The organism is Prevotella sp. LMAG:51 (assembly GCF_008680225.1).
GTDB classification, from domain to species: domain Bacteria; phylum Bacteroidota; class Bacteroidia; order Bacteroidales; family Bacteroidaceae; genus Prevotella; species Prevotella pectinovora.
This window is the reverse complement of the sequence record NZ_NALQ01000005.1, coordinates 20379-45091: the sequence shown is the minus strand read 5'-3', so window position 1 is coordinate 45091 and position 24713 is coordinate 20379. Positions and strand designations below refer to the sequence as shown.

12 protein-coding genes and 1 pseudogene are annotated in these 24713 nt (G+C 48.3%); 4 read left to right on the top strand and 9 right to left on the bottom strand.

Going from position 1 to position 24713, the window contains the following annotated elements:
• Positions 1–85: 85 nt before the first annotated feature.
• The 9 genes and pseudogenes from CCC32_RS02010 to CCC32_RS01970 form a co-directional block, all read right to left on the bottom strand.
• A complete protein-coding gene (locus CCC32_RS02010) occupies positions 86–1606 on the bottom strand; it encodes a pseudouridine synthase (protein WP_287071933.1) in 1521 nt (506 codons plus the stop codon).
• 63 nt (positions 1607–1669) lie between these two features.
• Positions 1670–3016: an adenylosuccinate lyase gene (purB, locus tag CCC32_RS02005; protein WP_022315848.1), complete on the bottom strand. Its 1347-nt coding sequence runs from the start codon at positions 3014–3016 to the stop codon at positions 1670–1672.
• Positions 3017–3683: 667 nt separating this feature from the next.
• A complete protein-coding gene (locus CCC32_RS02000; RefSeq protein WP_287071930.1) occupies positions 3684–5477 on the bottom strand; it encodes an Omp28-related outer membrane protein in 1794 nt (597 codons plus the stop codon).
• A 33-nt stretch (positions 5478–5510) separates the two neighbouring features.
• Positions 5511–5609: pseudogene (locus CCC32_RS01995) on the bottom strand (T9SS type A sorting domain-containing protein); the annotation flags it as partial.
• Between the two features lie 350 nt (positions 5610–5959).
• Positions 5960–7996, bottom strand: coding sequence for an Omp28-related outer membrane protein (locus CCC32_RS01990; RefSeq protein WP_287071928.1), 2037 nt, complete (start codon positions 7994–7996; stop codon positions 5960–5962).
• 2845 nt (positions 7997–10841) lie between these two features.
• Complete coding sequence (locus CCC32_RS01985; RefSeq protein WP_287071925.1) at positions 10842–14171, bottom strand: T9SS type A sorting domain-containing protein; 3330 nt, start codon at positions 14169–14171, stop codon at positions 10842–10844.
• 352 nt (positions 14172–14523) lie between these two features.
• Positions 14524–15885, bottom strand: coding sequence for a hypothetical protein (locus tag CCC32_RS01980; protein ID WP_287071923.1), 1362 nt, complete (start codon positions 15883–15885; stop codon positions 14524–14526).
• 52 nt (positions 15886–15937) lie between these two features.
• Complete coding sequence (locus tag CCC32_RS01975; RefSeq protein ID WP_044073598.1) at positions 15938–16411, bottom strand: hypothetical protein; 474 nt, start codon at positions 16409–16411, stop codon at positions 15938–15940.
• 219 nt (positions 16412–16630) lie between these two features.
• Positions 16631–19786, bottom strand: a complete 3156-nt coding sequence (locus CCC32_RS01970; protein WP_287071920.1) for a hypothetical protein — start codon at positions 19784–19786, stop codon at positions 16631–16633.
• 335 nt (positions 19787–20121) lie between these two features.
• Between CCC32_RS01970 and CCC32_RS01965 the strand changes: the two genes are divergently transcribed.
• From CCC32_RS01965 to CCC32_RS01950, 4 genes are all read left to right on the top strand, one after another.
• Positions 20122–22473: a fibronectin type III domain-containing protein gene (locus tag CCC32_RS01965; protein WP_287071918.1), complete on the top strand. Its 2352-nt coding sequence runs from the start codon at positions 20122–20124 to the stop codon at positions 22471–22473.
• Between the two features lie 359 nt (positions 22474–22832).
• Positions 22833–23369 carry a YceD family protein gene (locus CCC32_RS01960; protein WP_022316051.1) on the top strand — a complete coding sequence of 179 codons (537 nt, stop codon included), beginning with the start codon at positions 22833–22835 and terminating at the stop codon, positions 23367–23369.
• 6 nt (positions 23370–23375) lie between these two features.
• The gene (gene rpmF / locus CCC32_RS01955; RefSeq protein WP_022316052.1) at positions 23376–23561 is read left to right on the top strand and encodes a 50S ribosomal protein L32; all 186 of its coding nucleotides are present in this window, start codon (positions 23376–23378) and stop codon (positions 23559–23561) included.
• A 7-nt stretch (positions 23562–23568) separates the two neighbouring features.
• A complete protein-coding gene (locus CCC32_RS01950) occupies positions 23569–24582 on the top strand; it encodes a beta-ketoacyl-ACP synthase III (protein WP_022316053.1) in 1014 nt (337 codons plus the stop codon).
• The last annotated feature ends 131 nt before the right edge of the window (positions 24583–24713 follow it).

The following is a 24713-nucleotide window of genomic DNA, read 5'->3' as shown; positions in this document are numbered from 1 at the left end:
TGCCGGATGTGACAATCCGCCGCTGTGAAGAAAAACTCAGAAAGCCCAGAGTCCTTCTCTGAGCCTTCCTTATAGTTGTATTCGATTATTCGAACGCTCCCATGCGCAGCATGTCAACCTCCTTCTCGGTGAGGAAGCGCCAGTCGCCACGACGCAGGTTCTTCTTTGTGAGTCCAGCAAACTGCACGCGGTCGAGCTTCACCACTCTATAGCCGAGGCTTTCGAAGATACGGCGCACGATACGGTTGCGGCCGCTATGGATCTCGATGCCCACCTGGCTCTTGTCTGTAGGATGAGCATACTCGATGGCGTCTGCATGCACCTCACCGTCGTCGAGAGTGATGCCCTCTGCAATCTGCTGCATGTCGTGGGCAGTGACGTTCTTGTCGAGGTATACGTGGTAGACCTTCTTCTTCAAGAACTTAGGATGTGTGAGCTTGCTGGCGAGGTCGCCGTCGTTGGTGAGCAGAAGCACACCGGTGGTGTTTCTGTCGAGGCGTCCTACAGGATAGATACGCTCAGGACAAACGTTCTTCACGAGGTCCATCACAGTCTTGCGCTGCTGTGGGTCGTCGCTTGTTGTAACATAGTCCTTTGGCTTGTTGAGGAGCACGTAGACCTTCTTCTCGAGAGACACGTTCTGGTCGTGGAACTTGATCTCGTCGCTGCGCTTCACCTTTGTACCGAGCTCTGTGACTACCTGTCCGTTGACGGTAACCGCACCTGCCTGGATGAATGCGTCGGCCTCACGACGGCTGCAAACGCCGGCGTTGGCGAGGAACTTGTTCAGACGTACCGGTGCATCCGGGTCTACGTTGACTTCCTTATATTCTATTCTCTTCTTGAGACTGTACTTTGCATTTGGATCGTAGTCGGCTGTGCGAGGACGATAGCCACCCTGACGGTTGCCATAACCGCCCTGACCGCCACGCTGCTGATAGCCACCCTGACGGTTGCCATAACCGCCCTGGCCGCCGCGCTGCTGATAACCGCCCTGACGGTTGCCATAACTGCCCTGACCGCCGCGCTGCTGATAACCGCCCTGACGGTTGCCATAACCGCCCTGACCGCCGCGCTGCTGATAACCGCCACGCTGCTGGTAGCCGCCGTTGTCGCCGTCCTGGTTGTAGCGAGGACGATAGCCGCCCTGACCGCCACGCTGCTGATAGCCGCCGTTGTCGCCGTCCTGATTGTAGCGAGGACGATAGCCACGCTGCTGGTAGCCGCCGTTGTCGCCGTCCTGGTTGTAGCGAGGACGATAGCCGCCCTGACCGCCACGCTGCTGATAGCCGCCGTTGTCGCCGCCCTGGTTGTAGCGAGGACGATAGCCGCCCTGACCGCCACGCTGCTGGTAGCCGCCGCCGTTGTTGTCGTGCTGCAAACCTGCGCCGAAACCTTCCGGACGGAAGCCGCCGTCATTGTTGTTGTCATAGCTACGATTTGTGCTGTAGGCGCGCTGGGCTCCGCCGATACGAGGACGCATGGTACGTCCGCCGTTGCTGCGATAGCCTCCACCTTGATAATCATTCGAGCGATAGCCCTCGCGGCCACCCCCGTTACTCTGTGCGGATGTGTTCTCCGTCTTGTTGTCGAATTCTTCTGCCATAATAATTAATAGTTGTTTGTTGAAATAGCCTCACGGCTGTAAATAAAAAGATATTGTTTATAATCAGATGCCAGTGTATGAGTGTGGCGTGATTGCCATCAGCTCAGCCTTCACGGCATCACTGACATTAAGAGTCTTGATGAACTCATGGATTGTCTCCTCCGTCATTGTCTTATTGGTACGGGTGAGGGCCTTGAGTGCCTCATAAGGATGTGGGTAAGCCTCGCGACGCAATACTGTCTGTATTGCCTCAGCCACCACGGCCCATGTGTTGTCGAGGTCTTCGCTTATCTTATGTTCGTTGAGGATGAGCTTGCGGAGTCCCTTGAGGGTGCTCTGCATTGCAATCATGCCGTGGCCCATCGGTACGCCTACGTTGCGGAGCACCGTAGAGTCGGTGAGGTCGCGCTGCAGACGGCTTACAGGGAGCTTCTGAGCCAGGAACTGGAGTATTGCGTTTGCCATTCCCATGTTGCCCTCGCTGTTCTCGAAGTCGATAGGGTTCACCTTGTGTGGCATAGCGCTTGAGCCTACTTCGCCTGCCTTTATCTTCTGCTTGAAGTATTCCATTGAGATATACATCCAGAAGTCGCGGTCGAGGTCGATGATTATAGTGTTGATACGGCGTAAAGCGTCGAACACGGCACCGAGGCAATCGTAGTTGCTGATCTGTGTGGTATACTGCTCACGCTCCAGACCGAGCTTTTCGCTTACGAACTTGTTGCCGAACTCGCGCCAGTCGTATTCCGGATAAGCCACGTGGTGGGCGTTGAAGTTTCCGGTAGCGCCTCCGAACTTGGCTGTCATAGGACAAGCCTTGAGCATCTCCACCTGTTTGTCGAGACGATATGCGAAGACCATGATTTCCTTGCCCAGACGGGTTGGAGAAGCCGGCTGACCGTGGGTCTTGGCGAGCATAGGCACGTCTTTCCACTCCTCAGCATAGGTCTTCAGCTGTTCTGTCAGTTCCTCAATCTGCGGGATGTAGACCTCGTTGAGGGCATCCTTGATGGAGAGAGGCACGGATGTGTTGTTAATATCCTGCGATGTGAGTCCGAAGTGAATGAACTCCTTGTATTTCTCGAAATCTCCGAGTTTGTCGAGCTGTTCCTTGATATAATATTCCACGGCCTTCACGTCGTGGTTGGTTATCTTCTCGATATCCTTGACGCGCGATGCGCCCTCCTCGTCAAACTTGCGGTATATGTCGCGGAGGCTGTCGAAATGTTTGTGATCGAAGTCTGCCAGCTGTGGCAAAGGCAATTCGCAAAGCGTTATGAAATATTCGATTTCCACACGGATGCGGTATTTTATCAAAGCATACTCTGAGAAATAATCTGCCAATTTCTCTGTTTTTCCTCTATAGCGGCCGTCGATTGGTGATACGGCTGTCAATGCGTCAAGTGTCATAATTTAAAAAAGTAATACGTATTTGGCTGCAAATTTACTAATTAATATTTGTATTTCCTATCTATATGAGATAAATGTATCATAAAAATTGTTTCTTTCTTGGGTTTATTTGAAAAAAATGGCATTAGAACAAGAATAATGTTATGGTTTTCAATTCAATATTCAACATTCATTATTGACCGCAAATAAAGCTGAATGCCCCCAATGGCAGCAGTTCTTGGACGGGAAAGTAACCGGCATCAGCCCCCACCTGTCCTCCCCCGTTGGGGAGGGAATGGTTTGCTTGCAGCTGCCCCCTAAGAATCACCATGACACGAAGAGTAGTCTTTGAACCCAAATCGGTCATTAGGCCGTTTATTGTATTTTTTAATTACTGCTTGCAGTCTTTTGTTTTTTATAAGGCGTCTTTTGTCTGTTTTTAATTCGCAATAGCTCGCTATTACTCATTAAAAGCCAAACAAAATCCACTCTTCTAAAAGAACAAAATCCAAGCAAGCCCTAACGACCGATTCGGGTTGAACTGAAAAAGTGTATCAAGAAACGGGACGGTCCCGAACTTGATACACTTTAAAGTATTGCGAGAAGTTTCCTAACTGATAGAGAAAACTATCTGGTTATGAAACGATGCGCTTTTTATCTGATTAGTAAGCGACGCACTGATATCTGATTAGTAAGCGATACGCTTTACGAACTGCTGGGCGCCCTCACCCTTCACTACGTAGATGCCGTGAGAGAGAGATGTTGGAGCAACCTGTGTTCCGTCGAGGGTATAAACCTTAACGTTTCCGTTGTAACCGTCAACAACGAGGTTGCCGTTCTGGATGCGTACCACTGGTGAAGCGACATTCTCTGTTGTCTCGATGCAGTCTGCAGAGTTAGCGCCAACGTGTGCCTCAGCGGCGTTGTCTACATAACCTGTGAGAGAGTCGATGAGGATAGCGATAGCGTTGAGGTTCTTCTTGTTCTGAACTGTTGAAGGAATAGGAATCTGAACGTTGTAGTTGATTACCTCGTTGAGGTTGAACTCTGTGGGAATGCTTCCCTCAATACCCTCATAACCGAAGGTAGCACGGGCAACATGCTGCAAAGGATCGCTTACATATCCACCCTTGTTCTCCCAGCCACCCATCTCGCCGTATGAGCCACCTGAGAAGTAGTTTGCCTGGCTATAACCTGTCACATTGTCCTCAGTGAGGATAAAACCAAGCTTGTAGCGTGCACCTGCCTTCTTGATGAGAGGAGTTACCATTGCTGTAACGTCAACAGATTTCTCGTCTGCAGAGAGCTTAGACTCTACATCGATGTGCATCTCTGGAGTAATCTTGCTGAGGTTCTTCAGGATTGCCTCCAGGTTGTCGCCTGATGGAGATGTCGAGTTCTGGCGCATTACTGTAGAGCCAGGGAAACCGCCGTTGATCAGATTTCTTACGAAATCAGCATAGTCTGATGGAGCGAGAGGACCATTGCCGTCATAGCAGTGTACTGCAACGCCAACGAACTGTGAAGGATATTTCTCGCTCATATACTGGAATCCTACGATACCACGTGGACAGAAGCCACAGTCGATACCGGTCTGCTCCTCAACGAAGAGACGCTTGCCGGGAACGAACTGCAGAACGTTGATGAGAGACTCACCGCTGTTGTTGTCAGCCACCTCGTCGTCCTTGCCGTTTACCTGAAGGATACGCATCTTCACGTCGTGCACGCCAAGAGCCAGATTAGCCTCCGGGGCAGTGAATGTAACGACTGCGTCCTTACCTGTAAGGATGCTTATCTTGCCGCTCTCGGCTGTCTTCTCCTCGCCACCGTCGATAGAGTAAGCCACGCTGAGCTTCGTGATCTTGGTATAGCACTGGTTCTTTACTGTAGCAGAGAGTGTTGCTGGCTCGCCGACTGCAGAAACTGTGCTGTTTGCAGATATCAGACAAGCGTCCAGTGGCACCTTTTCACCGCTGATACGAGCGTCGAGACAAAGCACTGGAGACTTTGTTTCGCCCTCTGCAGCATAGTTCTTCCATCCGTCGCCGAGGTCAGCCCAGCAACCGTTCTCGTTGTACACGTTAGAAACGGCAACGATAGGAGCTGTACCTGTCACTTCATAACCTACGTAGAAGCCCTCTTCTCCGCTGATCTGAAACTTTTCTGTTGTCTGCACGTCGTTAGTTCCGCTATATGCTGCGTCTGATGTACCTGTAACGTCATAAGAGTTGAGGTCTTTGGTGATAAACACCTTCAGAGTGGTGGATCTTGATGCGAGACCCACTCTCACCTTGTTGATGTAGCATCCCTTGTAGCGGCTTGCCACTTCTGCCGGAATGTAGATAGCACACTTAGCTGATGTGTTCTCCGTGAGCACACCAGTCTGTGTGGTTGTGCCGTAGCCGAAGAAGCAATACTGATCGGCAAGCGCTACGGTAACTGACATGAGCACTGCCATGAGAATCAATGATAGTCTTTTCATTTTTAAGTTCTTATAGATTAAATAAAGGATTAATTATTTCACTAACACTTTCTTTGTCATTATATTTCCGTCTTTCACCACTCTCACCACATAGAGTCCGCTCTTGAGGTTGGTATTCTCCACCTGCTCGCCGTTCGCTGTATAATTTGATCACTCTTTCCACTGCAAGTGCTGACGTGGAGAAGAGCAAGAGAGAAAGGAATATAAGTAAGTTTTTTCTCATTGTGAAAGTATTGTTAGTTATTACTAATAAAGGTAATGTCTTCTTGTGTCAATAAGCATAACTTGAGACGAGCAAGTTGACTGTGTCTGTGCGTGTGTTTGGGGAATAAGCCCCAGGGAATTTTCACCCTGGAGCTTAGACTTGTATCTGTAGCTGACGGAAAACTGATTATCCGTCGCTTTTCGTTCTTCTGATCATCCACTCCGCCGGATTCTGCAATCACTTGCGGCGCGGATCATTCATCACGTGGTCGTTCATATTACTTCACTACAACCTTGACAGCAGACTGCTGCTTGCCGTCAGAAACTGTAACGATGTACATACCCTTAGGCAGGTTCTTGCCAGTGAAGCTACGGCCGGAGAGGTCGTGAACGCCAACCAGTGTGTTGCCGTTGATAGCCTCAACGTTGCCGTCGGTCACTGTTACCATAGAGTCTGGGGTGCGGACTACAGAACTGATGCCTGAAGACACCTGTACCTTAGACTCGCGGCTGTTGTAGAGCTGGTAAACCTTGTTTGAAGGATCGTAGTTGCTCAGGAATGAAACGACGCGCATGTTTGCGAGGTTCCATTTTGGATCAACGGCGATGCTGTACTCCTTGCTTGCAGAGTAGCTGCTGATGTCCACCTTGTCACCCCAAACGTCCTCGCTGAGCACGGCACGGATAACACCGTCCTGGATATACTCACCGCTTACGCCCTTCTGCTCTGTGCTCACGATACCGTCCTCAACGAGCCATGTAGTGAGGCGGAGGTCTGTCTGACCAGGCATCACATTAGCCTGAGTGTTCAAGTTCACCTTGACGGTGATAGTGTTGTCAGCCTCGTTGTGCTTTGGACGGACGTTAAGCTCTGCGAACGAAGGAATCATGTTCACGTTGCCGAGCATAGCTTCAAATGCCACATTGCTCTCTACAAAGTAAGCAGGACCTGGATCTTCCATGCCGAGGAACTTCATACGGTCGAAACAAGCTGCCGGGAAGAATGTTGAAGCACCGCCATAGAGAGAAACATATTTCTTCTCGAAGTCGGTAACGAACTGGTCTATGAAGCCACCTTTAGTCTTGACATGGTGCTTAACCCAGATAACGTTGCTCTGGTCTGCCAGGAACTCCTTGTATGACTCGTCCACAAATTCTGCTTCACTGTAGCCCTCTGATGTGAACTGCTCGAGGAGCACGTTACGACGAAGGATCTGACCGCCCTCGCGATATGCGAAGCTGCTTGAAGTCATCTCGTTGTCGGCAACATCCGAATCGTCAACACCGTTCACCTTCTTTACAGTGAGCTTCACGTCGAGGTTACCCTCCTGGTTGATCTTCACGCCTGGCACGTCGATAGTGGTGATCTCGTGACTCGGCACGTTGAGGTCGTTCAACACTACGTTGTCAGACTCCTTGCCGTTTACTGATACAGAGAACTCCATGCTCTTCACAGTCTCAGGACTGTAGTTGCGGATCTTAGCCTGATATGTGGCTGGTGAATTGCACTCCACGTAGTAGTCGTTGCCAGAAGAGAGGCTGATGAGACCTACGTCACCGTCAGGGAACTTGTCGCCGGAAGCGATACCGCGGATGGCAGCGTTCATATAATATGGCTGTCCGTTCACAGCCGTAGGAAAACTGCTGTTGCTCTGCCAGTAGAAGTCGAAGGCGATGAACGAGTTGCCCTTCTCACCGGAATAACCCATCACGATAGGATCGTCGAAAGCGACGGCGTCGAGGTTCTCGCCTGGTGTAAGGGTGATATAATAACCGAGATAGAGATCCTGGTCTTTCTCGATGGTCACAGAGTTGTTGAACTTGAACTTGTTGTAACCGGAAGCGTAATCCTGTGTAGATACCGAAGTGAGGACATCTCCCTCGATTACCTTGTCAAGATCCTTACATACGAAAGCAGTGAGACCATTGCCACGCTTCACACCCTCTACTGCCTCGTCGTCAGGAGACAGGCCATTACCGGTTCTTGCACCGAGCACAACCTCTATAGAGTCGATCTTGCAGCCGACATACTTGTTGAGCAGGCTTGCCGGGAGGCGGATAGCCTGACACATGGTGTGAGACACTGGAGTGGCTTCCTCAACCTGTGATACAGGGATACAGTATTTGCCAATGCTCTTATATGTCTCACTCGGACCGAGACGCATACCTGCATCTTTCTTTGTTACTGTTGCCTTGGTGATAACAGCCTGTGGGGATGGCATCAATGGAGTTCCTGTCATGCCAAACAAGTCCCCCTCAAAGAGGGGAAGACTTGCGATGGATAACAGAAACAACTTATTTCTGTTGATTCTCATAATGATTATTTATTGATATTAAGTTTTACACTCTCTACATTGCCGTCTGCCGTGTGCACCTTGATGATATACATACCAACTGGCAGACAACAAAAAGTAAAGTAAATATTTTTCACATTTTTAACAGTTATATAAATAAAAAAAAAAGTTTCGTTGTTTTATCTCACAATATTTAGAATACTTGAATGGTCGATACCGCAGGAACTATTTCCACGGGAAAACCATCGAAAGCCGATAACCCTATAATGTCAGTACAATGACTGTTTTGGAAGCGTCTAAGGTTACGACAATCACAAGTGTTTTTATTGTTTGTTCATAATATTTCCGAAATAGCGTTGCAAAAATAGGAATTAATTTCAATACCGCAAATAGTTTGTAATGTTTTTTAACATTATATTACGGCAAATCAGACGATTAGAAATCACGCTAAATACTTTTTTAACCCAAAGCGGTCATTAGGGCTTGCTTGTATTTTGCTTTTTAGAAGAGTGGATTTTGTTTGGCTTTTAATGAGTAATAGCGAGCTATTGCGAATTAAAAACAGGCAAAAGACACCTTATAAAAAGCAAAAGACTGCAAGCAGTTGTAAAATATGACATTAAACGGCCTAATGACCGATTTGGGTTAAATCAGTGCACACTTAATTCGAATGACCATTATTTGATCTAATGACGGTTTTGGGCTAAAATTGGGCACGGTGCTTGCCCAACGGGGGTAACGTGCTTGCCCAACATGGGCAACGTGCTTGCCCCACTTGGGCAGATTTGCTGTCAGACGTCTGCCCAACTAATTCATATTGCATACTCATATCCCTGTTTTCAGGATTCTGCCAACACAGACAATCTCTGTTGTCTGAATTCCTAACATCTGACAATTACTTTCATCTGACGATTGCTCACACCTGACAATTCTTTTCACCAGCAAACCATCCAGACAATTGGCTGACAATCGCCAGGTAGTCAACTGTCTATTTGTCAGAGCATTACAACAAAAAACCAGATAATCTGACAGTTTTTACCGATTTTAGGTTTTATGTCATTTTAGGTGAATTGGGGTGAGATTTCCACTGGCTAAGAATCATCAGATGCTTTTCAGAAAAAGGGAGTGCCACAAGCACTCGCAAATCCACGAAAATCCACAAATAAATCCAAAGAATACAGGTTTAACCCAAAACGGTCATTAGGCCGTTTATTGTATTTTATATTTACTGCTTGCAGTCTTTTGTTTTTTATAAGGCGTCTTTTGCTTGTTTTTAATTCGTAATAGCTCGCTATTACTCATTAAAAGCCAAACAAAATCCACTCTTCTAAAAGAACAAAATCCAGGCAAGCCCTAATGACCGATTTGGGTTTAAGAAAAAAAATCAGTGAAAAAGTCAAATCCGTGTTCTCCGTTAAATCCGTGTTTAATTTTTTGTCCATCGCCGAAGGCTGAAGGACAAATTTATTATCACTGATATATTAGTTCCGTGTTGAAGTTGTGTCCCTGGCCTTCGGCAGGGCCACAAATCAAAAAATTAAACACTGATAACACCGAGGAGCACGGATTGGTCTTTCACGGATAATTTTTTGATTTTATTGGTTAATGATGCTTGGATTTTTTGGGGGAGGGGGATTAAGCCGGATTTGCGAGCACTATGGTGCTACCTCTTCAGATACCTTGATTACACCTACTATTGACTTCAGCCCCCACCTAGCCTCCCCCGTAGGGGAGGGACAGATACTCTCGGCTGTCTGATATTAAACCCAAATCGGCCATTAGGGCTTGCTTGGATTTTGTTTTTTAGAAGAGCGGATTTTGTTTGTCTTTTAATGAGTAATAGCGGGCTATTACGAATTAAAAACAAGCAAAAGACGCCTTATAAAAAGCAAAAGACTGCAAGCAGTTATAAAATATGACATAGAACGGCCTAATGACCGTTTTGGGTTAAATGGCTTACCCACAAACAAGAGTAACCTGCATCTCCCCTTCGGGGGAGAACGAGAGGGGGCTGATGTCTGTGGCTGAGTAATAAGCCTCTACTGTGGGAAGGATAGGACAGATGAAAGGGTGGATGAAGTCGTTGTGTCCCCAGCCTACGGCATGGACAGAAACGGAAAAGACCTATCCTCACCCGAAGGAAAGGACAGGTCCGTATAGATTGTTTATTGTGTATCAAAAAACTAAATGTATGTCTGGTTCCATCTGCATGGTTACACCTGCTATTGGATTCAGCCCCCACCTAGCCTCCCCCGTAGGGGAGGGACAGATACTCTCGGTTGTCTGATATTAAATGGCTTACCCACAAACTAGAGTAACCTGCATCTCCCCTTCGGGGGAGAACGAGAGGGGGCTGATGTCTGTGGCTGAGTAATAAGCCTCTACTGTGGGAAGGATAGAACAGATGAAAGGGTGGATGAAGTCGTTGTGTCCCCAGCCTACGGCATGGACAGAAACGGAAAAGACCTATCCTCACCCGAAGGAAAGAATAGGTCCGTATAGATTGTTTATTGTGTATCAAAAAACTAAATGTATGTCTGGTTCCATCTGCATGGTTACACCTGCTATTGGATTCAGCCCCCACCTAGCCTCCCCCGTAGGGGAGGGACAGATACTCTCGGTTGTCTGATATTCAATGGGCTTACCCATAACCAAGAGTAACCTGCATCTCCCCTTCGGGGGAGAACGAGAGGGGGCTGATGTCTGTGGCTGAGTAATAAGCCTCTACTGTGGGAAGGATAGGACAGATGAAAGGGTGGATGAAGTCGTTGTGTCCCCAGCCTACGGCATGGACAGAAACGGAAAAGACCTATCCTCACCCGAAGGAAAGGACAGGTCCGTATAGATTGTATTGTTTATCAAAAGATTACTTCACGCTCACCTTTACGCTCTGTGTGCCATTGGCAGTGCGAGCCTTTACAACATACATACCTGCTGGGAGACTTGGAGCCACCTGAGATACTCCGTTGTAAGAACGGACAAGCTTACCGCTGAGGTCGAACACATCAGCCTGAGCACCACCGAGAACGAGCTTGCCAGTCTCAGCATTGTAGTAAACATTGCCGGCTGCGCCGTTGTTCACATCCTGGATGCCAGTGAGATTCTGCTTGAAGCCTACGAAGAGAGCTGCTGCAGAAGCCTCGCAGAATGTGCACTTTGACTTAGGAGCCCAGAAGCGGAGTGATCTGTTGCGAGCACCACCCCAGTTGAATACTCTCCACAGTGCAGGGAACTGAGGATCTACAGAACCCTCCTGCTGAGCGCAGACAACGAGGCTCTTGGTTGGGTCATACTCGAATGGAGTGTCGAGCTGCAGTGAAAGCATGTTGTCATTGCCAGGATAGAGAGTAACAGGACCGTTGAAGACCTGTGTCATAGTAGACTCATCAAGCCACTGAGAAGCATCAGTGAACTCTGTGAGGTCGCTGTTTGCCATCCATACGGTGAATGTACCGATAGGAAGAGCATCATTAAAGCCGTAGCTGTCATACTCATAACCGATACGCTCGATAATGTTAGAGTCGCTTGGCTTCTCGGCGAAGTCTGACTTCAGATAGATAGACTGTGAACCGCTGACGCCGCCTGAACAGCAAGTCGGAGTGTAAGTAGCATCCCACTCATCGTCGCCAGTAATTAGCATAGACCATGGAGTAGCGTCGCCGAATGGGATAACATTTACCTTCTTAGCCTCAGAAGTGTTGTTGCCGTTGAACTCGTCCTTAGAGTAAACGACGCGGAATGAGAAGTTATAGTCACCCTCGCCCTGCGGTATGAACTCTACATTAACATCAGCTGTAGACTCAGCGCGAACGACTGGAGTCTCCTCTGTAGAACCAACAACAGTCTCTACGCCGTCGATGTTCTGGAGTACCTCAACCTTGTAAGAACCAGCCTCGACAATCTCGCTACCGTTGTTCTTGACGTTAGCCTTGCACTTGTTGTAGTTGCCGCTCACAGCGTCGCCACCGAAGATCTCGAGGTCGAGAGCCTTGATGTCGTTAGCAAACATAGGCTCAATCTCTACGCCATAGAAGTTGAATGTATCGTAATCTGTATTGTCTGATATACGGAAACCGAAGTAGTAAGTACCGTCCTCAGGAGCAGTGAACTTGTCCTCGTATGTCACGATCGGATTGACGTAACCAGAAGCGCTATACTCAGTCTCCTCACCGATCTTCTCTGTCATACCTTCGAGAGTAGGAGTTGTACCAACGTAGCGGCCGATTGTGTGACCAACTTCAGGCCAACCGTTGTTGAACTTAGAAGTGAAGAGGTATGTCCTACCCTTCTCCATACGGAATGCAGGAGATGCAGTCCAGTCCTCACCTACTCCAGCGTAAACAGTGAGCTGATATGTGTGGTTCCAATCTGCATAATTCCATACATTGCCATCGCCAGTCATCGGGTTCTCGAATGCTGTCCACTGTCCAGCCTCATCCTCAGTCTCTGTACCGAACTTCACTGGTGGAAGTGGTGGAATACCAGCCTCAACATCGTTGGAAACCACAGCGTCGCTCACACCTGCCGGTGTCTTGGCAACGATAGTGTATGAGTACTTGCCTCTAACGAGAGAAGCAACCTCCTCATCGGTGAATGTAGTAGCCGCGAGGTCAGAAGCAACTGTCTTCTCGCCCGGGTTACGAACGATGTCATACTTCAGAGAAGCAGGGTCAACGTAACCGTTGTTCTTTCCGTCAACCGGAGCATCCCATGTGAGCTTGACGTTCTCACCATCGAGAGCGGCAGTGAAGTTTGTCACAACGACAGGGATATCATTACCGGCAACGGCACGGATGCTGTCTGGCACACCCTTCTCACCGTCCACACGGCATGGCACGATATAATATGTGTTGATGCCAGTCTCCGGCTCAGTGTCTTTCCATGTCATCTCCTTACCGATGTTCTCTGCTGTAGCAGCAACGGTAGCGATAAGCTTGGAATTGGCAAAGAGCTCTTCTGAAGAAGTCACGCCCTTGGTATAAGAAGCGTTCTTGCGATATATCTGCACATTGGCAAGTTCCTTCAGCTCGTCGCCAGCCCATGTTGTGGTAGGGTTCTTCCAAGCGAGTGTAATGTCGGTAGCACCCTGTGGGTTAGGTGTAGCTGTGAGGTCGGTAACGCGACCTGCTGCATCACGGTTGTCAGCCACGAAGTAAGGGATATACATACCAACGATCATGTTGCCAGGAAAGAAAGACTGTGGATAGTCAACATACTTGCCGGTCTCAGGATTGAGTTTCACAAAACGGTCGTAGTTGCTTGAACCATCTGTAGTTGCGATGAGGGAAGCGAGGTAGAGGTCGCCTGTCGTATAGTCGAACGAGAGAGAGCCGTAACCGTTTACGAGTACGTCCTTCTTGTCCATATCCTTGATACGCATTGGCTTGCCGTCAACCTTCTCGAACTGTGCATCGTATTTGTTGAGAAGCGTACCAGACCACTGGAAGCCTCCGTCCTCAGCATTAGTCCAATAAATAGTTACGGCATACATGTTGCCTTCGTAGTCGAAGCAGAAATCAAGAATCTGCTCTTGGAATCTTTTAACTTCACTCAGTTCACCAGTCTCCTTGTCTATAGTATAAAGGATAGAAACAGCATCTGTATTCTCATCCTTCTGATATTTTGCCATTGCATAGACCTGGTCTTCTGAAGGATTGTAAGACATGTCCTGGATGACAGGGAAAGCCTGATCACCAGGTTGGTTATACCAAATTACGGTATAAGGTTCCTCACCCTCACGCAAATTCTTGATTGAGGTAGTCTCACCGGTTTCGACATCGAGGGACACGAAATCCTGGAAGCCGCGCCACTCGAAGTTAGGCATGCTGGGATTCAGGCCAGCCGCACCATAGAATCCATAATACTTGTCGCCACCCCAGCAACCAAGGAAGAGACCATACAGCTGCTCACCGATAGCATTTTCAAACTCTCTGATGCGGTTCAGCTTACCTGGGTAAGAGGTATTGAAATAAAGCCAGCTACGCATCTTTGACTCGTCCTCGATCTGTGTTGCGTAGATCTTGGTTCCGAGTGCCTTGTCGTCGATTCCCGAAGGAGCGTAAGACGGGGCTTCCACCTTAGCAGGCGACTTAGCCTTGGTACGCTCAAGTGTCGGGAATGTCTTGACCTTCTGCTGTCCGAATGCGGAGAAGGCCATAACCCCAGCAAAGAGGAAAGTAAGAAATGTTTTTTTCATTTTCTTAAAGGTTAATTGATTAAACATGTGTCATATTAAACGAAAACTCATTCGTGTATTTTGTTGTGTGCAGGTGGTAGTGTCATCACTTGCCTTCTTTACTTGTATTTTTCATTTACCGGTCACAGTGTCACCACTGAAATCCTGCGGAACGCAAGCTGATATGTCGGTCAGACTTGCAGTGTTATGTCGTGGAACGTTCCTTTAAATCAGAACCGACGTTATGCCAGGACCAAGGATATAGGGTTTACTAATGTCGATTGCCCTGAAAAAAAAGTCGATTGAGATATTAAAAGGAACCCTTGACCGCCAGAGGTCATTCGCCCGGCAGCCAAGGTTGATATAGTTCTGTTTATTTAACAGTCATTGTGATTCCGCCCTTAACAAGAGTCTTTGGAGCTACAGCACCCTTGGAAACTGTTGTAGTGGCAGAATACTGGCGTGCAGAAACACCTGCAACTACTGCCTTAGGCTTAGCCTCACCCTGGAGCCACTCAGCCTTTGAAGCATCTGGAGTGGTGAACTCGAACTTGCAGATTTCGCCCCACTCGCCCTTATTGTTCTGACCTACAGAGATGGCATAGTATCTTGTGCTTGCCTTAACGTTCCACAAGAAGCTGTCAACACCGGTGTGATTGGTGTAAGCTGTGGTCTGCTCTGGGAAGAGAACAATGTTGTTGTAGAACTCAGGGTCTTTGTCATATTCATCAGCCTCAACAAGACCGTCACGATAGATGTTTGTCTGATCGTTAGGAGTGAAGATCACACGCTGTACATACTGTATTGTTTGATCCTCAGCTGTGTACTTGTAGAACTCGTCAGCTGGAACCTCAGCAGAAACCAAAGCGGCTCCGTCACCACCGGCACCAACAGTCTTAACCTTGACAATTATATAGTCACCGAGGTTACCGTTCATGTCGACAGGAACGATGGCAACCTCATACTCAGAGCCAGGCTCCTGGTTCTTCCATTCGATAGTCTCAACACCGCTATGCTCAATCTGGCCCCATCCTTTGATCATATCGCCAACGTTAGCGAAGCCGAAGAATGAGCCCATTGTATTGAATGTACCGAGGATACCACCGCTTGCAACATCGAATGAACAAGCATAGTAGCCGTAGCAGTCTTCGTTAGGAGTGACGGTGATCTTGAAAGAAGTTGTAGTAACTTCAGACACCTCTGCAGTAACAGTAGGTTTGCCGGCGAGGGCAGCCTTAGGAGTCTTGAAAGTAACCTCAGACACACCGCAACCGATTCCATACTCATCGAAACCGAGAGTCATAAGAGTATACTCTGAATCATCAACGAATTTCTGGTCTGCTGAAGGGATTGTCACCTTGGCACCGTTAGAGAAATCATCATACATGACAGGTGTGCCATACTTGTCGATATAATTGGCCTTCTGAGCCTCTGTAGTCATGTTCTTTGCAACGTTTGTAGCAACGCAAGCGAGCTTGAAGCCCTTGCAGGCCGGGCTGTTCTTTACCTTGCACTGGATTTCAGCACCCTCGTCTGTCTTGGTGAAACTGTCGAAAGTGATCTCAGCCACTACCTTACCTTCTACCTTACCGAAGAAGATACTGTCGATGCGCTCTGCGAGGTAGCCGGTCATCGCACCATTAACGTCTCTTACAAGCACACGGTTAGGGTTTGTCTGTGCGTTGCCTACCAATGCGAGCAGCGCGAATACTATTGTGAAGTATAGTTTTTTCATTATCTTTAATTATTAATGTTTTCCTTAATATTGAACTGGTTATTAACTTGGCTTACTTGGCGAACTTGATAGACTTGCCGCCAGCCTTGAACACGTAGACACCCTTCGGCAGGCTCTCCACGCTGATACGCGAACCGTCGAGACGGGCACCGATCATCTGCTGACCATTGATGCTATACACAGCACCCTGCTGGCCGTTGGCACCGTCTGCCCATACATACTGTCCATCGAAATGCAGCATCATCTCGGACGCATTGCCATTCGTAACGGACTGGATGCCGTTTACAAGATCCTTGAACTTGATTGATTTCACGTCGCCGTAGTTGAGCTGCAGCGTTGAGCCATCCTGACTCAGCACGTTGAAGCCGTTCTCACCGAACGTGATCTTTCTAAAATTGGTAAGCTCAACTGCATTGTCGGCCTTTCCCTGGACGCCATAGAAGACGAGAGACTCCGCATTGTCGGCAAATGCCGAAGCGGAGGCAAACACAGCCAATGCCACCAAACATGATTTCTGTTTTTTCATAATATAATTAAATTTTTCGCAAATGTATGAATTTCTTTTTAAAAGTCAAAGAGTTTGGCGAATTATTAACATTTAAGATGCATAAAAAAAGACAAGGCTGATATATATACATATATTATGCCTTGCCTTTATCATATACTTGGTTGTATCGACATTCTTTAATCAAAGAGTCAGCATGTCAACCAACTTGTCTGTCAACTTGCATATCCGTCAACCGGCTTACAATGTCACCTTCACTGTCTTCACAGCGCCGTCCACCTTGACCTTCAGCAGATAAACGCCCTTCGACAGACCAGCCACGTTGAGTAATGAAGCGTTGCTTGCACCAGCCACCTGGCTACCAGCGAGGTTGAAGAGCTGAGCCTCATCGCAGATTACAGCGAAGTTGAGCACATTGCCGTTGCGTGTGATGCCAAGCTCATTGCCTGAAACAGTGATTATACCAGTCTCACCGATTCCCTCGTAAGAGAGGCTGATTACCGGTGTGTGCTCTGTACCGTAAACTTCTGCCAATGCTGACTGCTCTGACTTGCCGTTGCAGAATGCCGTGCGAGGATACTCGATCTGGAACTCATAGTCAGTGAGCCAATCCGGATGTTCGCTATTGCTTGTTATGACATTGCTGCCCAATGGACTAACGAAATCCATGCAGATGTTGCCACCCTTATATTCATAAGGTGTAGGGAAGTTGATTACCAGATACTTGCCCTGGCCAACGCCGGATACTGTCAAGTCGCCGTCGTATACAGTAGTGAAGCCGTCGGTCTCAAACAGTGCCTTTGTTCCTGCATCGTTGAGCACGTGTGAACGTGATGTCTCCTTGAAAGAGATCTTGGCAGGGAAGGTAAAGCTTGAAGCGCTGTTGCCGTTGTAAGGGATACGCATGCCTGTGAACTTCACGCCCTTCTTCTGCAACTGCTTCTCGAGGAAGATAGCCTGACACTCAGCGTATGGGTCGAAGAGATAGAACGGTGTATGCCATCCCTGGTTGTTGGCGTTATTCAGGTTGATCCATCTTGCGTCGTTCTCTGAATGAACGGTCACTGCGATTGGTGTCTCAATAGTGTTGTCAGCCGGATATGTGTCAGTAGCGAGTTCTACTCGTGCTGTAACGTTGATCTTGCCTTCAGCGCTTGGATACCACTCTACAGGCACCTCTACAGTCTGATCCGGAGCCACTGCCACTCCCTTGCTCTCACCGATAACAACGTGTGTGTCGGCATCAAGAAGAACTACCTTGTAGTCGTTTACAACAGCAGAACCCTCGTTTCTAACTTCAACGGTGAATCTCTGCGGAACGTTGCAGTTCACCTCGTTAGAACCTGTGAGCAGCTGGGCGCTGAGGTCAGAAGTGCTGTATTCACGAACTGAAACGTCCTTGAGATACATGAATCCGTGGTCAGCATCGCTGTAAGCCTGGAAGCCGATGCGGGCTGAACCGCTCTCCTCTGGCTGGAAGTTGTCCTTGCCGTGGAAATAGATTCCCGATGCGGTGTGGAATTCCTCGCAGTCCCAGATAAGCTGCTGCTTGCCGGTGTTGACAGGCTCCTGGCAGAGCATCACTCTCATCTTCTCCATGATTGGATCCATGTTGTCAAACACCCAGTTGATGGTCCAGTATGTGTAGCGCACCTGGTATTCCTTGTTCTTGTCGAATGTGAAGGCCGGTGTATAGAGCCAGTCGTCAGCATCGTTGTTTGTTCGTCCGTAGGTAGTGGTATTTGTCTGGTCATCGAAATACCATGTGCCACCGTCTTCGTTCTTGTCTACAACGAGCCATCTTTCAAATTCCTCCTTGGACTGGAGCGATGATGTGAACGGGATGTTGCCCTCAGGACCGAAGCTCAAGCTGTTTGATGTGGCTGCTGTTCCCTTGCCTTTTCTGTTTTCCGGAGTCACAACGTATGTATAACCCTTTGTCTCAGACACGGCGTCGGTAACGCTTGTCGATGTAGTTCCGGATACGATGGTCACGTTGTCAGGCATTCTCACAACGTCGTATTTCAGAGACGCCGCGTCGAAATATCCGCCCTGCTGTCCTGCTGCCGGAGCCTGCCAAGAGATTGTGGCGTTGGCGCCGATTGCAGAAACGGTGACGTTCTGTGGTTCGCCCGGAAGGTCCTCGCCCACGAAAGCAGCATACTCTTTGTATACTCCGTCGCCTGAAGCGTTGTACGGCACCACCTTATATATATAGTATCCGTCAGCAGACGGTGTGTCTGTCCATGTGACAGCCTTGTTCTGTGATGACTCTGATATGGTCTGCACCAGTTCGCCGTTGCGGTACACCTTCACACCAGAGAGGTCTGCGAGGCTGCCGTTGCGGTAGTTCAGGTTTGGTGTAGTGAAAGAGAGCGAAGCGCTGAGAGCGCCATTGGCATCGGCGGCAACGGTGAAGTTGCGCGGATAAGACGGTGTTGCGTCTGGCACATACTGATAAGGTATTGCCATGGCAAGGAGCTGCAGGTCGTTGCTCAGAGAGGTCTTGCTCTTTGCCTCACCGGTCTCTGCATCAAGCTCCACGAAAGATGCACCGCCGTCTTCTGTCTGTGCCAGCCACCACAGACGGTGTGTGGTCTTGTCAAACTCCATGGACTGGCTGTAGTCGCCCATTCTCACTCCCGTATCCACACCGGTGTTTGTCATGGTGCAGGTCTTGGAGGCAGCGTTGATGCTCGAGATTTCAATCTTGTTGAGCATACTTCCTCTGGCGGTCATGCTCATGGCGTAGAGACATCCGTTGTCGGCAGCGAGTGTGAAGATCAGCGATGGTATGGTGGCCACGTGCTTCAGCTCGAGGGATGTACGGTCGATTTCATAAATGTAAGACGTCTGTGCGTCGGTGTCGTAGTTCAGACCGAAGATTCTGTCTGTCTTGGGGTCGTAGGTCATCTCGTCGAGGATGAGAGGTCTCCTGTCTGTAGGATTCTGTATCATCTTCTTTGCCACATACTCACCGGTGTTGATGTTCACCACGCTGATTGCCTTCGGCATGTTGATATTGTTGTAGAATGTGGTCTCGAAAGCGTAATACTCGTCGCCCACGTATGTTCCGGCGGTGAGGATAGGTGTAGAACCGGCGATGTAGCCATAGTCGCGAATCCACTCGAACTTTCCGGGATTGTCTGAAGTGAGCTTGATGAGTCCCATTCCCTTCATGTTCTTCTGGTAGCGCATCTGTCCGAAGATGTCTGCCTCGCCATCCTTTACATTATATATATAAGGGCGGTCGGCGTTTGCCTTCATGATGCTCTTAGCCCACTGTGGGCGCAAGCCTTTTTCTACTTGATTCGGTATAAAATCGCCAGAGATATTGCCTACCTGGCGTGCCGGCACTGCGTTCTGTGCCATGGGGGCAGCCAAAATTGTAAGCATACACCCAAATGTCAATGAAAATCTTTTTAATGCAGACATAGTTTAAATATTAAAGGTAATTTTGATGCAAAGTTATATTTTTTTTCCAAATAGTTGTAATTAATTGAAAAACTTTTGTATTTTTGCAGCAAATTCATGGTGTTGGAGACGGCTATGGTTTTGTATCATCCGTTTATTGCATGTCTTGGCAGCATTCCAGAGTATAATTAATTAGCATAAAAGACAATAAACATTTGCGCTTAGGCGCAGGGAGCAACACGACGGTAAACTCATTCTCGGTCTCCACAATTTAAGAAAAACTTAAAACTTACGTGATGAAAAACTTTACCCAAAAAATGTTTTTTGCAGGTGTATGTGCGTTGATGTTCACCCCTGCAAGTGCACAGTTCCTGGCAAGAGAGAAGGCTTCACAGAACAAGGTGACAGCCCCGGTTTCACTTCAGTCTGAGGCTCCTGTCGTAAAGAAGGCTGCCGAAGGCAAGAAGCAGGGATTCAAGATGCAGCTTCTCTCTGTAAAGAAGGCTGACGGCACCAACCCTTACGCCAAGTACGGTGAATTCGAGGAGTTGCTCTATGAGGATTTCTCTAAGCTGACGACAGGTAGCGTCGGCAACCCTGATTTCAACACAAACCTGTATAAGGCATTTACACAGGTTGACGACTACGATGGACATAAATACGAAATTCCATGGTACAGCTTCAACCCTGACTATCTGAACACACAGGGTGTTTATGACGAGAAGCACGGTTCTGTAAGCCGTTGGGGTGTAAACAACGGTTTCCCTGCCGGCGGTGCCCTCTACATGTATCTGCAGGACGACGATGAGGATTGCGAATACTCACAGTGTCACGTGAATACCTGCCTCATCGACTGCTCTAAGTATCAGGGCGACGTTCTCCTCCAGTTCGACGCATTTACAGACAACCCTGAGAGCACAAACTTCATCTCTATGATAGAAGCCGCAGAGACAAAAGGCATGGGGCCAAATTGGGACATATTGGGAAGTCTCACTCTTCCCGAAATCAACAGCGAGAGAAAGACTTACACAATCCTTTTCCGCGGCGCTGACAAGTCTACTATCTTCAACATCATAGGACAGCGTGGCGCAATAGAGCGTGGCGGCGATATCTACGGAAACTCTTTCTATATCGACAACATCAAGGTTTCTGTATTGAAGCCATTCGTGAACGCTCCTGAGAACCTGAAGATGAAATACTACAAGGGAGACAACTTCAAGCTCGCTTGGGACAAGGTGGACGGCGCTGACAAGTATCTCGTAGACGTTTACACAAAGCAGGTTATCCAGAACAACATGGGCGGCACCCAGGAGACTATCGGCGACTACCTGCTGCAGGACGAGGAGACAACTGACAACTTCCTCCAGGTGAACAACGCAAAGAACGGCGAGGTTTACTACTACAGAGTTCGCGCGATGAAGGGCAACCATGTTTCTATGGAGTCTAATGAGGAGAAGAAGATTCTCGGCGTTGTAGCTCCTACATTGGAGATTGTTGACAGCTATGCCGACTCTAAGTACACAGCAATGTGGAAGCCGGTTCCTGGAGCTGAGCGCTACAGCTATCAGGCATTCGCTGCAAACAAGATCACTGAGGACACAAAGTTGGCAGTTGTGAACACCAACTTCGAGGGCATGCCTTACAACCACGGATTCGAGTGGAAGGTGACAAGCTGGGGCGAGATAGTAGAGCAGTATGACACTCCTAAGTATTCTACTACCGAGCCAGACCCAAGCAATTTAACAGGTACTTACACTTGTCTTGACAAGATGTCTGGATGGACGGCATACAACTGGGCTCTCTATAAGGACGCTCTCGTAATCGACGGTTACCAGTCAGTCATCAACCACGACAACGCTTCCCTGCAGTGTGCTCCAATGGACCTCTCTAAGGACAACGGCAAGTTCGACGTTACCATCACTCTGAAGGGTGAGTGCGCTAAAGGTTATGTAGACCAGGACAACAATCCTGTATATGCTCACGCTGCTTTGGCAACATTCGTATACGACCAGGAGCTTGACGACTACGTACAGGGTGAGACAAAGTTCATCGCGGATACAAACGACAAGGAGTGGAAGACCACTACTTGTAGCTTCTCTAACGGTTCAGAGGACATGATATTCGGTGTATTCGCTACATACGCTCCTTCTAACCTGTATATCCATGACATCAAGATCGAGCAGAACTACAAGGCTGGCGACACATTCATGAAGTCATTCGACTACTACTACCGCACAGAGGGTGTGGAAGTAGAGAAGAACGGCGAGAAGTATCTCTCACTGGAGATTCCATTGGTTGGCGAGACAGCCGGCAAGGATGTTTACCACCGCATGCAGTCTGTACGTCTCGGACAGGCAGCTAGCCAGTTCACAAGTGCTACATTCTGCGAAAGCCAGTGGAGCAAACCTACACTCGTAGCTGAGAATGTGGTTACTGGTATCGAGAAGACTACTGAGGTAGGCAAGAAGTCTGCTACTGTATTCATGCAGGGCGACAACCTCGTTATCAACAACCCTGCCGGTGAGGAGGTTCACATCTTCGGCATGAACGGTGCTGAGCTGAACGCTGACAAGAGCGGCAACGCTTCTATCAAGATGGCTATGCCTGCTGACAACTCATTCATCGTTAAGGTTGGCAAGCAGTCTATCAAGATTGCTGTCATCAAGTAAGACTCGGATAAACTATAATCTGAAATAATCTCGAATGAGGGTGTGTCTATATGACATACCCTCATTTTTATATATTCCATTTAGAGTGATATCGGTTTTCATTTCTGACCAGAGGGCATCGATGAAGGATAATGGACATATTGTAGAACCGACGAAATCCCTCTTCTAAAAAAAAACAAAAAACATGCAAGCGTTGACGACCGATTTAGGACAAATCATGCAGCAAGAACTTGGCGAAAGGCCCCATTTTGTCCCTAAAAAGTAAAAAAAGACACAAAAGTTTAATCAAGTCAAAAAATATTTGTAACTTTGCAACCCAAATGTATAAATAGTACATTTACACATTACTGATAAAACAGATGGAAAGCTTAGAGTCTTTGAAGATAGACCTGAAGAGTCTGGACACAGGCGCATTGAGCACCAGCTGCCACTTGGGAGACGAATTCTTTGAGGCGGCAGAGAGTGACGAGATAAAGAGCGGCGATGTGATGCTCTCTATTTCGGCACGCAAAAGTGTGTCAGGACTATACGAGATAGACTTCCATGCCGAGGGCACTGTGAAAGTGCCTTGCGACCTTTGTCTCGACGACATGGACCAGCCGATATGCACAGACAACAGGCTGCTGGCTAAGCTCGGAGAAGAATACTCAGACGAAGACGACATCGTGACGGTGGAAAAGGACGACGCAGTGCTCGACACCGCATGGTTCGTATATGAATCCATAGCCCTCGACATTCCCATCAAGCATGTGCATGCACCTGGAAAATGCAATCCTGCAATGATAAAGGCTCTCGAGGAGCACTCCGCAGCCCGAAGCTCGGAGGAGGAAAACGAAACGGCAGTGGATCCACGATGGAGTGAATTAGAAAAATTAAAATCAATAATTAAAGATTAAAGAAAAATGGCACATCCTAAAAGAAGACAGTCAAAGACTCGTACACTCAAGAGAAGAACTCATGATAAGGCAGTAGCTCCTACACTGGCAGTATGCCCTAACTGCGGCGCTTACTATGTATATCACACAGTATGCTCTACTTGCGGTTACTACAGAGGCAAGGTTGCTATCGTAAAGGAGACTGCAGAATAATACCGTCATGGAAAAGATAAACGCAGTAATCACAGGCATCGGAGGGTACGTTCCTGACTATGTGCTGAACAATCAGGAGTTGTCGAGAATGGTCGACACCAACGATGAATGGATTATGACGCGTGTCGGAATAAAAGAGCGCCGAATTCTCACCGAAGAGGGTATCGGCACCTCTTATATGGCACGCAAAGCGGCAAAACAGCTCCTGAAGAAAACGGGAGTTGACCCGGACACCATCGACGCAATTATCGTAGCCACAAGTACGGCGGACTACAAGTTCCCGTCTACAGCATCCATCGTGTTGGGCAAGCTCGGACTGAAGAACGCTTTCGCGTTCGACATGTGGTCGGCTTGTTGTGGATTCATTTATACGCTCGATACTGCCGCTTCAATGATCCAGAGCGGAAGATACAAAAAGATTATCGTTATCGGAGCCGACAAGATGTCGTCGGTGGTTGACTATACCGACCGCAGCACTTGTGCTCTCTTCGGTGACGGAGCAGCTGCAGTTCTCGTGGAGGGAACGACAGAAGACGTGGGTCTTAAAGACTCTTATTTCCGCAGCGACGGACATGGACTGCCATTCCTGCACTTGAAAGCTGGCGGTTCTGTATGCCCGGCTTCCCACTTCACTGTGGACCACCGTCTGCACTACCTCTATCAGGAGGGACGCACCGTGTTCCGCTATGCAGTGACAAGCATGAGCAACGACTGTGCACTCATCGCCGAGCGCAACGGACTGAACAAGGACAACATCCGTTTCGTGGTGCCTCACCAGGCTAACATCCGCATCATTGAGGCTGTGGCAAAGCGTCTGGAGCTTCCTATGGAGCAGGTGATGGTGAACATCGAGCATTTCGGAAACACCTCTGCCGCCACTATTCCATTGGCTCTCTGGGAGAACGAGAGCAAGCTGAAGAAGGGCGACAACCTTATCTTCACTGCCTTCGGAGCAGGCTTCGTTCACGGAGCTTCATACTACAAATGGGGATACGACGGCAGCACCGTGGAGCAGGGATAACACACTCCTTGACTGAAACAAAAAATCTTTATATCAGATAAAGCGCATCTGCAATGACGGAAGTCATACAGATGCGTTTTTTTGTCAGAACGCCATTTTAGTGACGTAAACATAATAACTTACCACAAAAA

Excerpts from the sequence above, each read along its gene's own strand:
- CCC32_RS02010 (WP_287071933.1), bottom strand. The coding sequence starts at position 1,606 with ATGGCAGAAGAATTCGACAACAAGACGGAGAACACATCCGCACAGAGT.
- purB (WP_022315848.1), bottom strand. The coding sequence starts at position 3,016 with ATGACACTTGACGCATTGACAGCCGTATCACCAATCGACGGCCGCTAT.
- CCC32_RS02000 (WP_287071930.1), bottom strand. The coding sequence starts at position 5,477 with ATGAAAAGACTATCATTGATTCTCATGGCAGTGCTCATGTCAGTTACC.
- CCC32_RS01990 (WP_287071928.1), bottom strand. The coding sequence starts at position 7,996 with ATGAGAATCAACAGAAATAAGTTGTTTCTGTTATCCATCGCAAGTCTT.
- CCC32_RS01985 (WP_287071925.1), bottom strand. The coding sequence starts at position 14,171 with ATGAAAAAAACATTTCTTACTTTCCTCTTTGCTGGGGTTATGGCCTTC.
- CCC32_RS01980 (WP_287071923.1), bottom strand. The coding sequence starts at position 15,885 with ATGAAAAAACTATACTTCACAATAGTATTCGCGCTGCTCGCATTGGTA.
- CCC32_RS01975 (WP_044073598.1), bottom strand. The coding sequence starts at position 16,411 with ATGAAAAAACAGAAATCATGTTTGGTGGCATTGGCTGTGTTTGCCTCC.
- CCC32_RS01970 (WP_287071920.1), bottom strand. The coding sequence starts at position 19,786 with ATGCTTACAATTTTGGCTGCCCCCATGGCACAGAACGCAGTGCCGGCA.
- CCC32_RS01965 (WP_287071918.1), top strand. The coding sequence starts at position 20,122 with ATGTTTTTTGCAGGTGTATGTGCGTTGATGTTCACCCCTGCAAGTGCA.
- CCC32_RS01960 (WP_022316051.1), top strand. The coding sequence starts at position 22,833 with ATGGAAAGCTTAGAGTCTTTGAAGATAGACCTGAAGAGTCTGGACACA.
- rpmF (WP_022316052.1), top strand. The coding sequence starts at position 23,376 with ATGGCACATCCTAAAAGAAGACAGTCAAAGACTCGTACACTCAAGAGA.
- CCC32_RS01950 (WP_022316053.1), top strand. The coding sequence starts at position 23,569 with ATGGAAAAGATAAACGCAGTAATCACAGGCATCGGAGGGTACGTTCCT.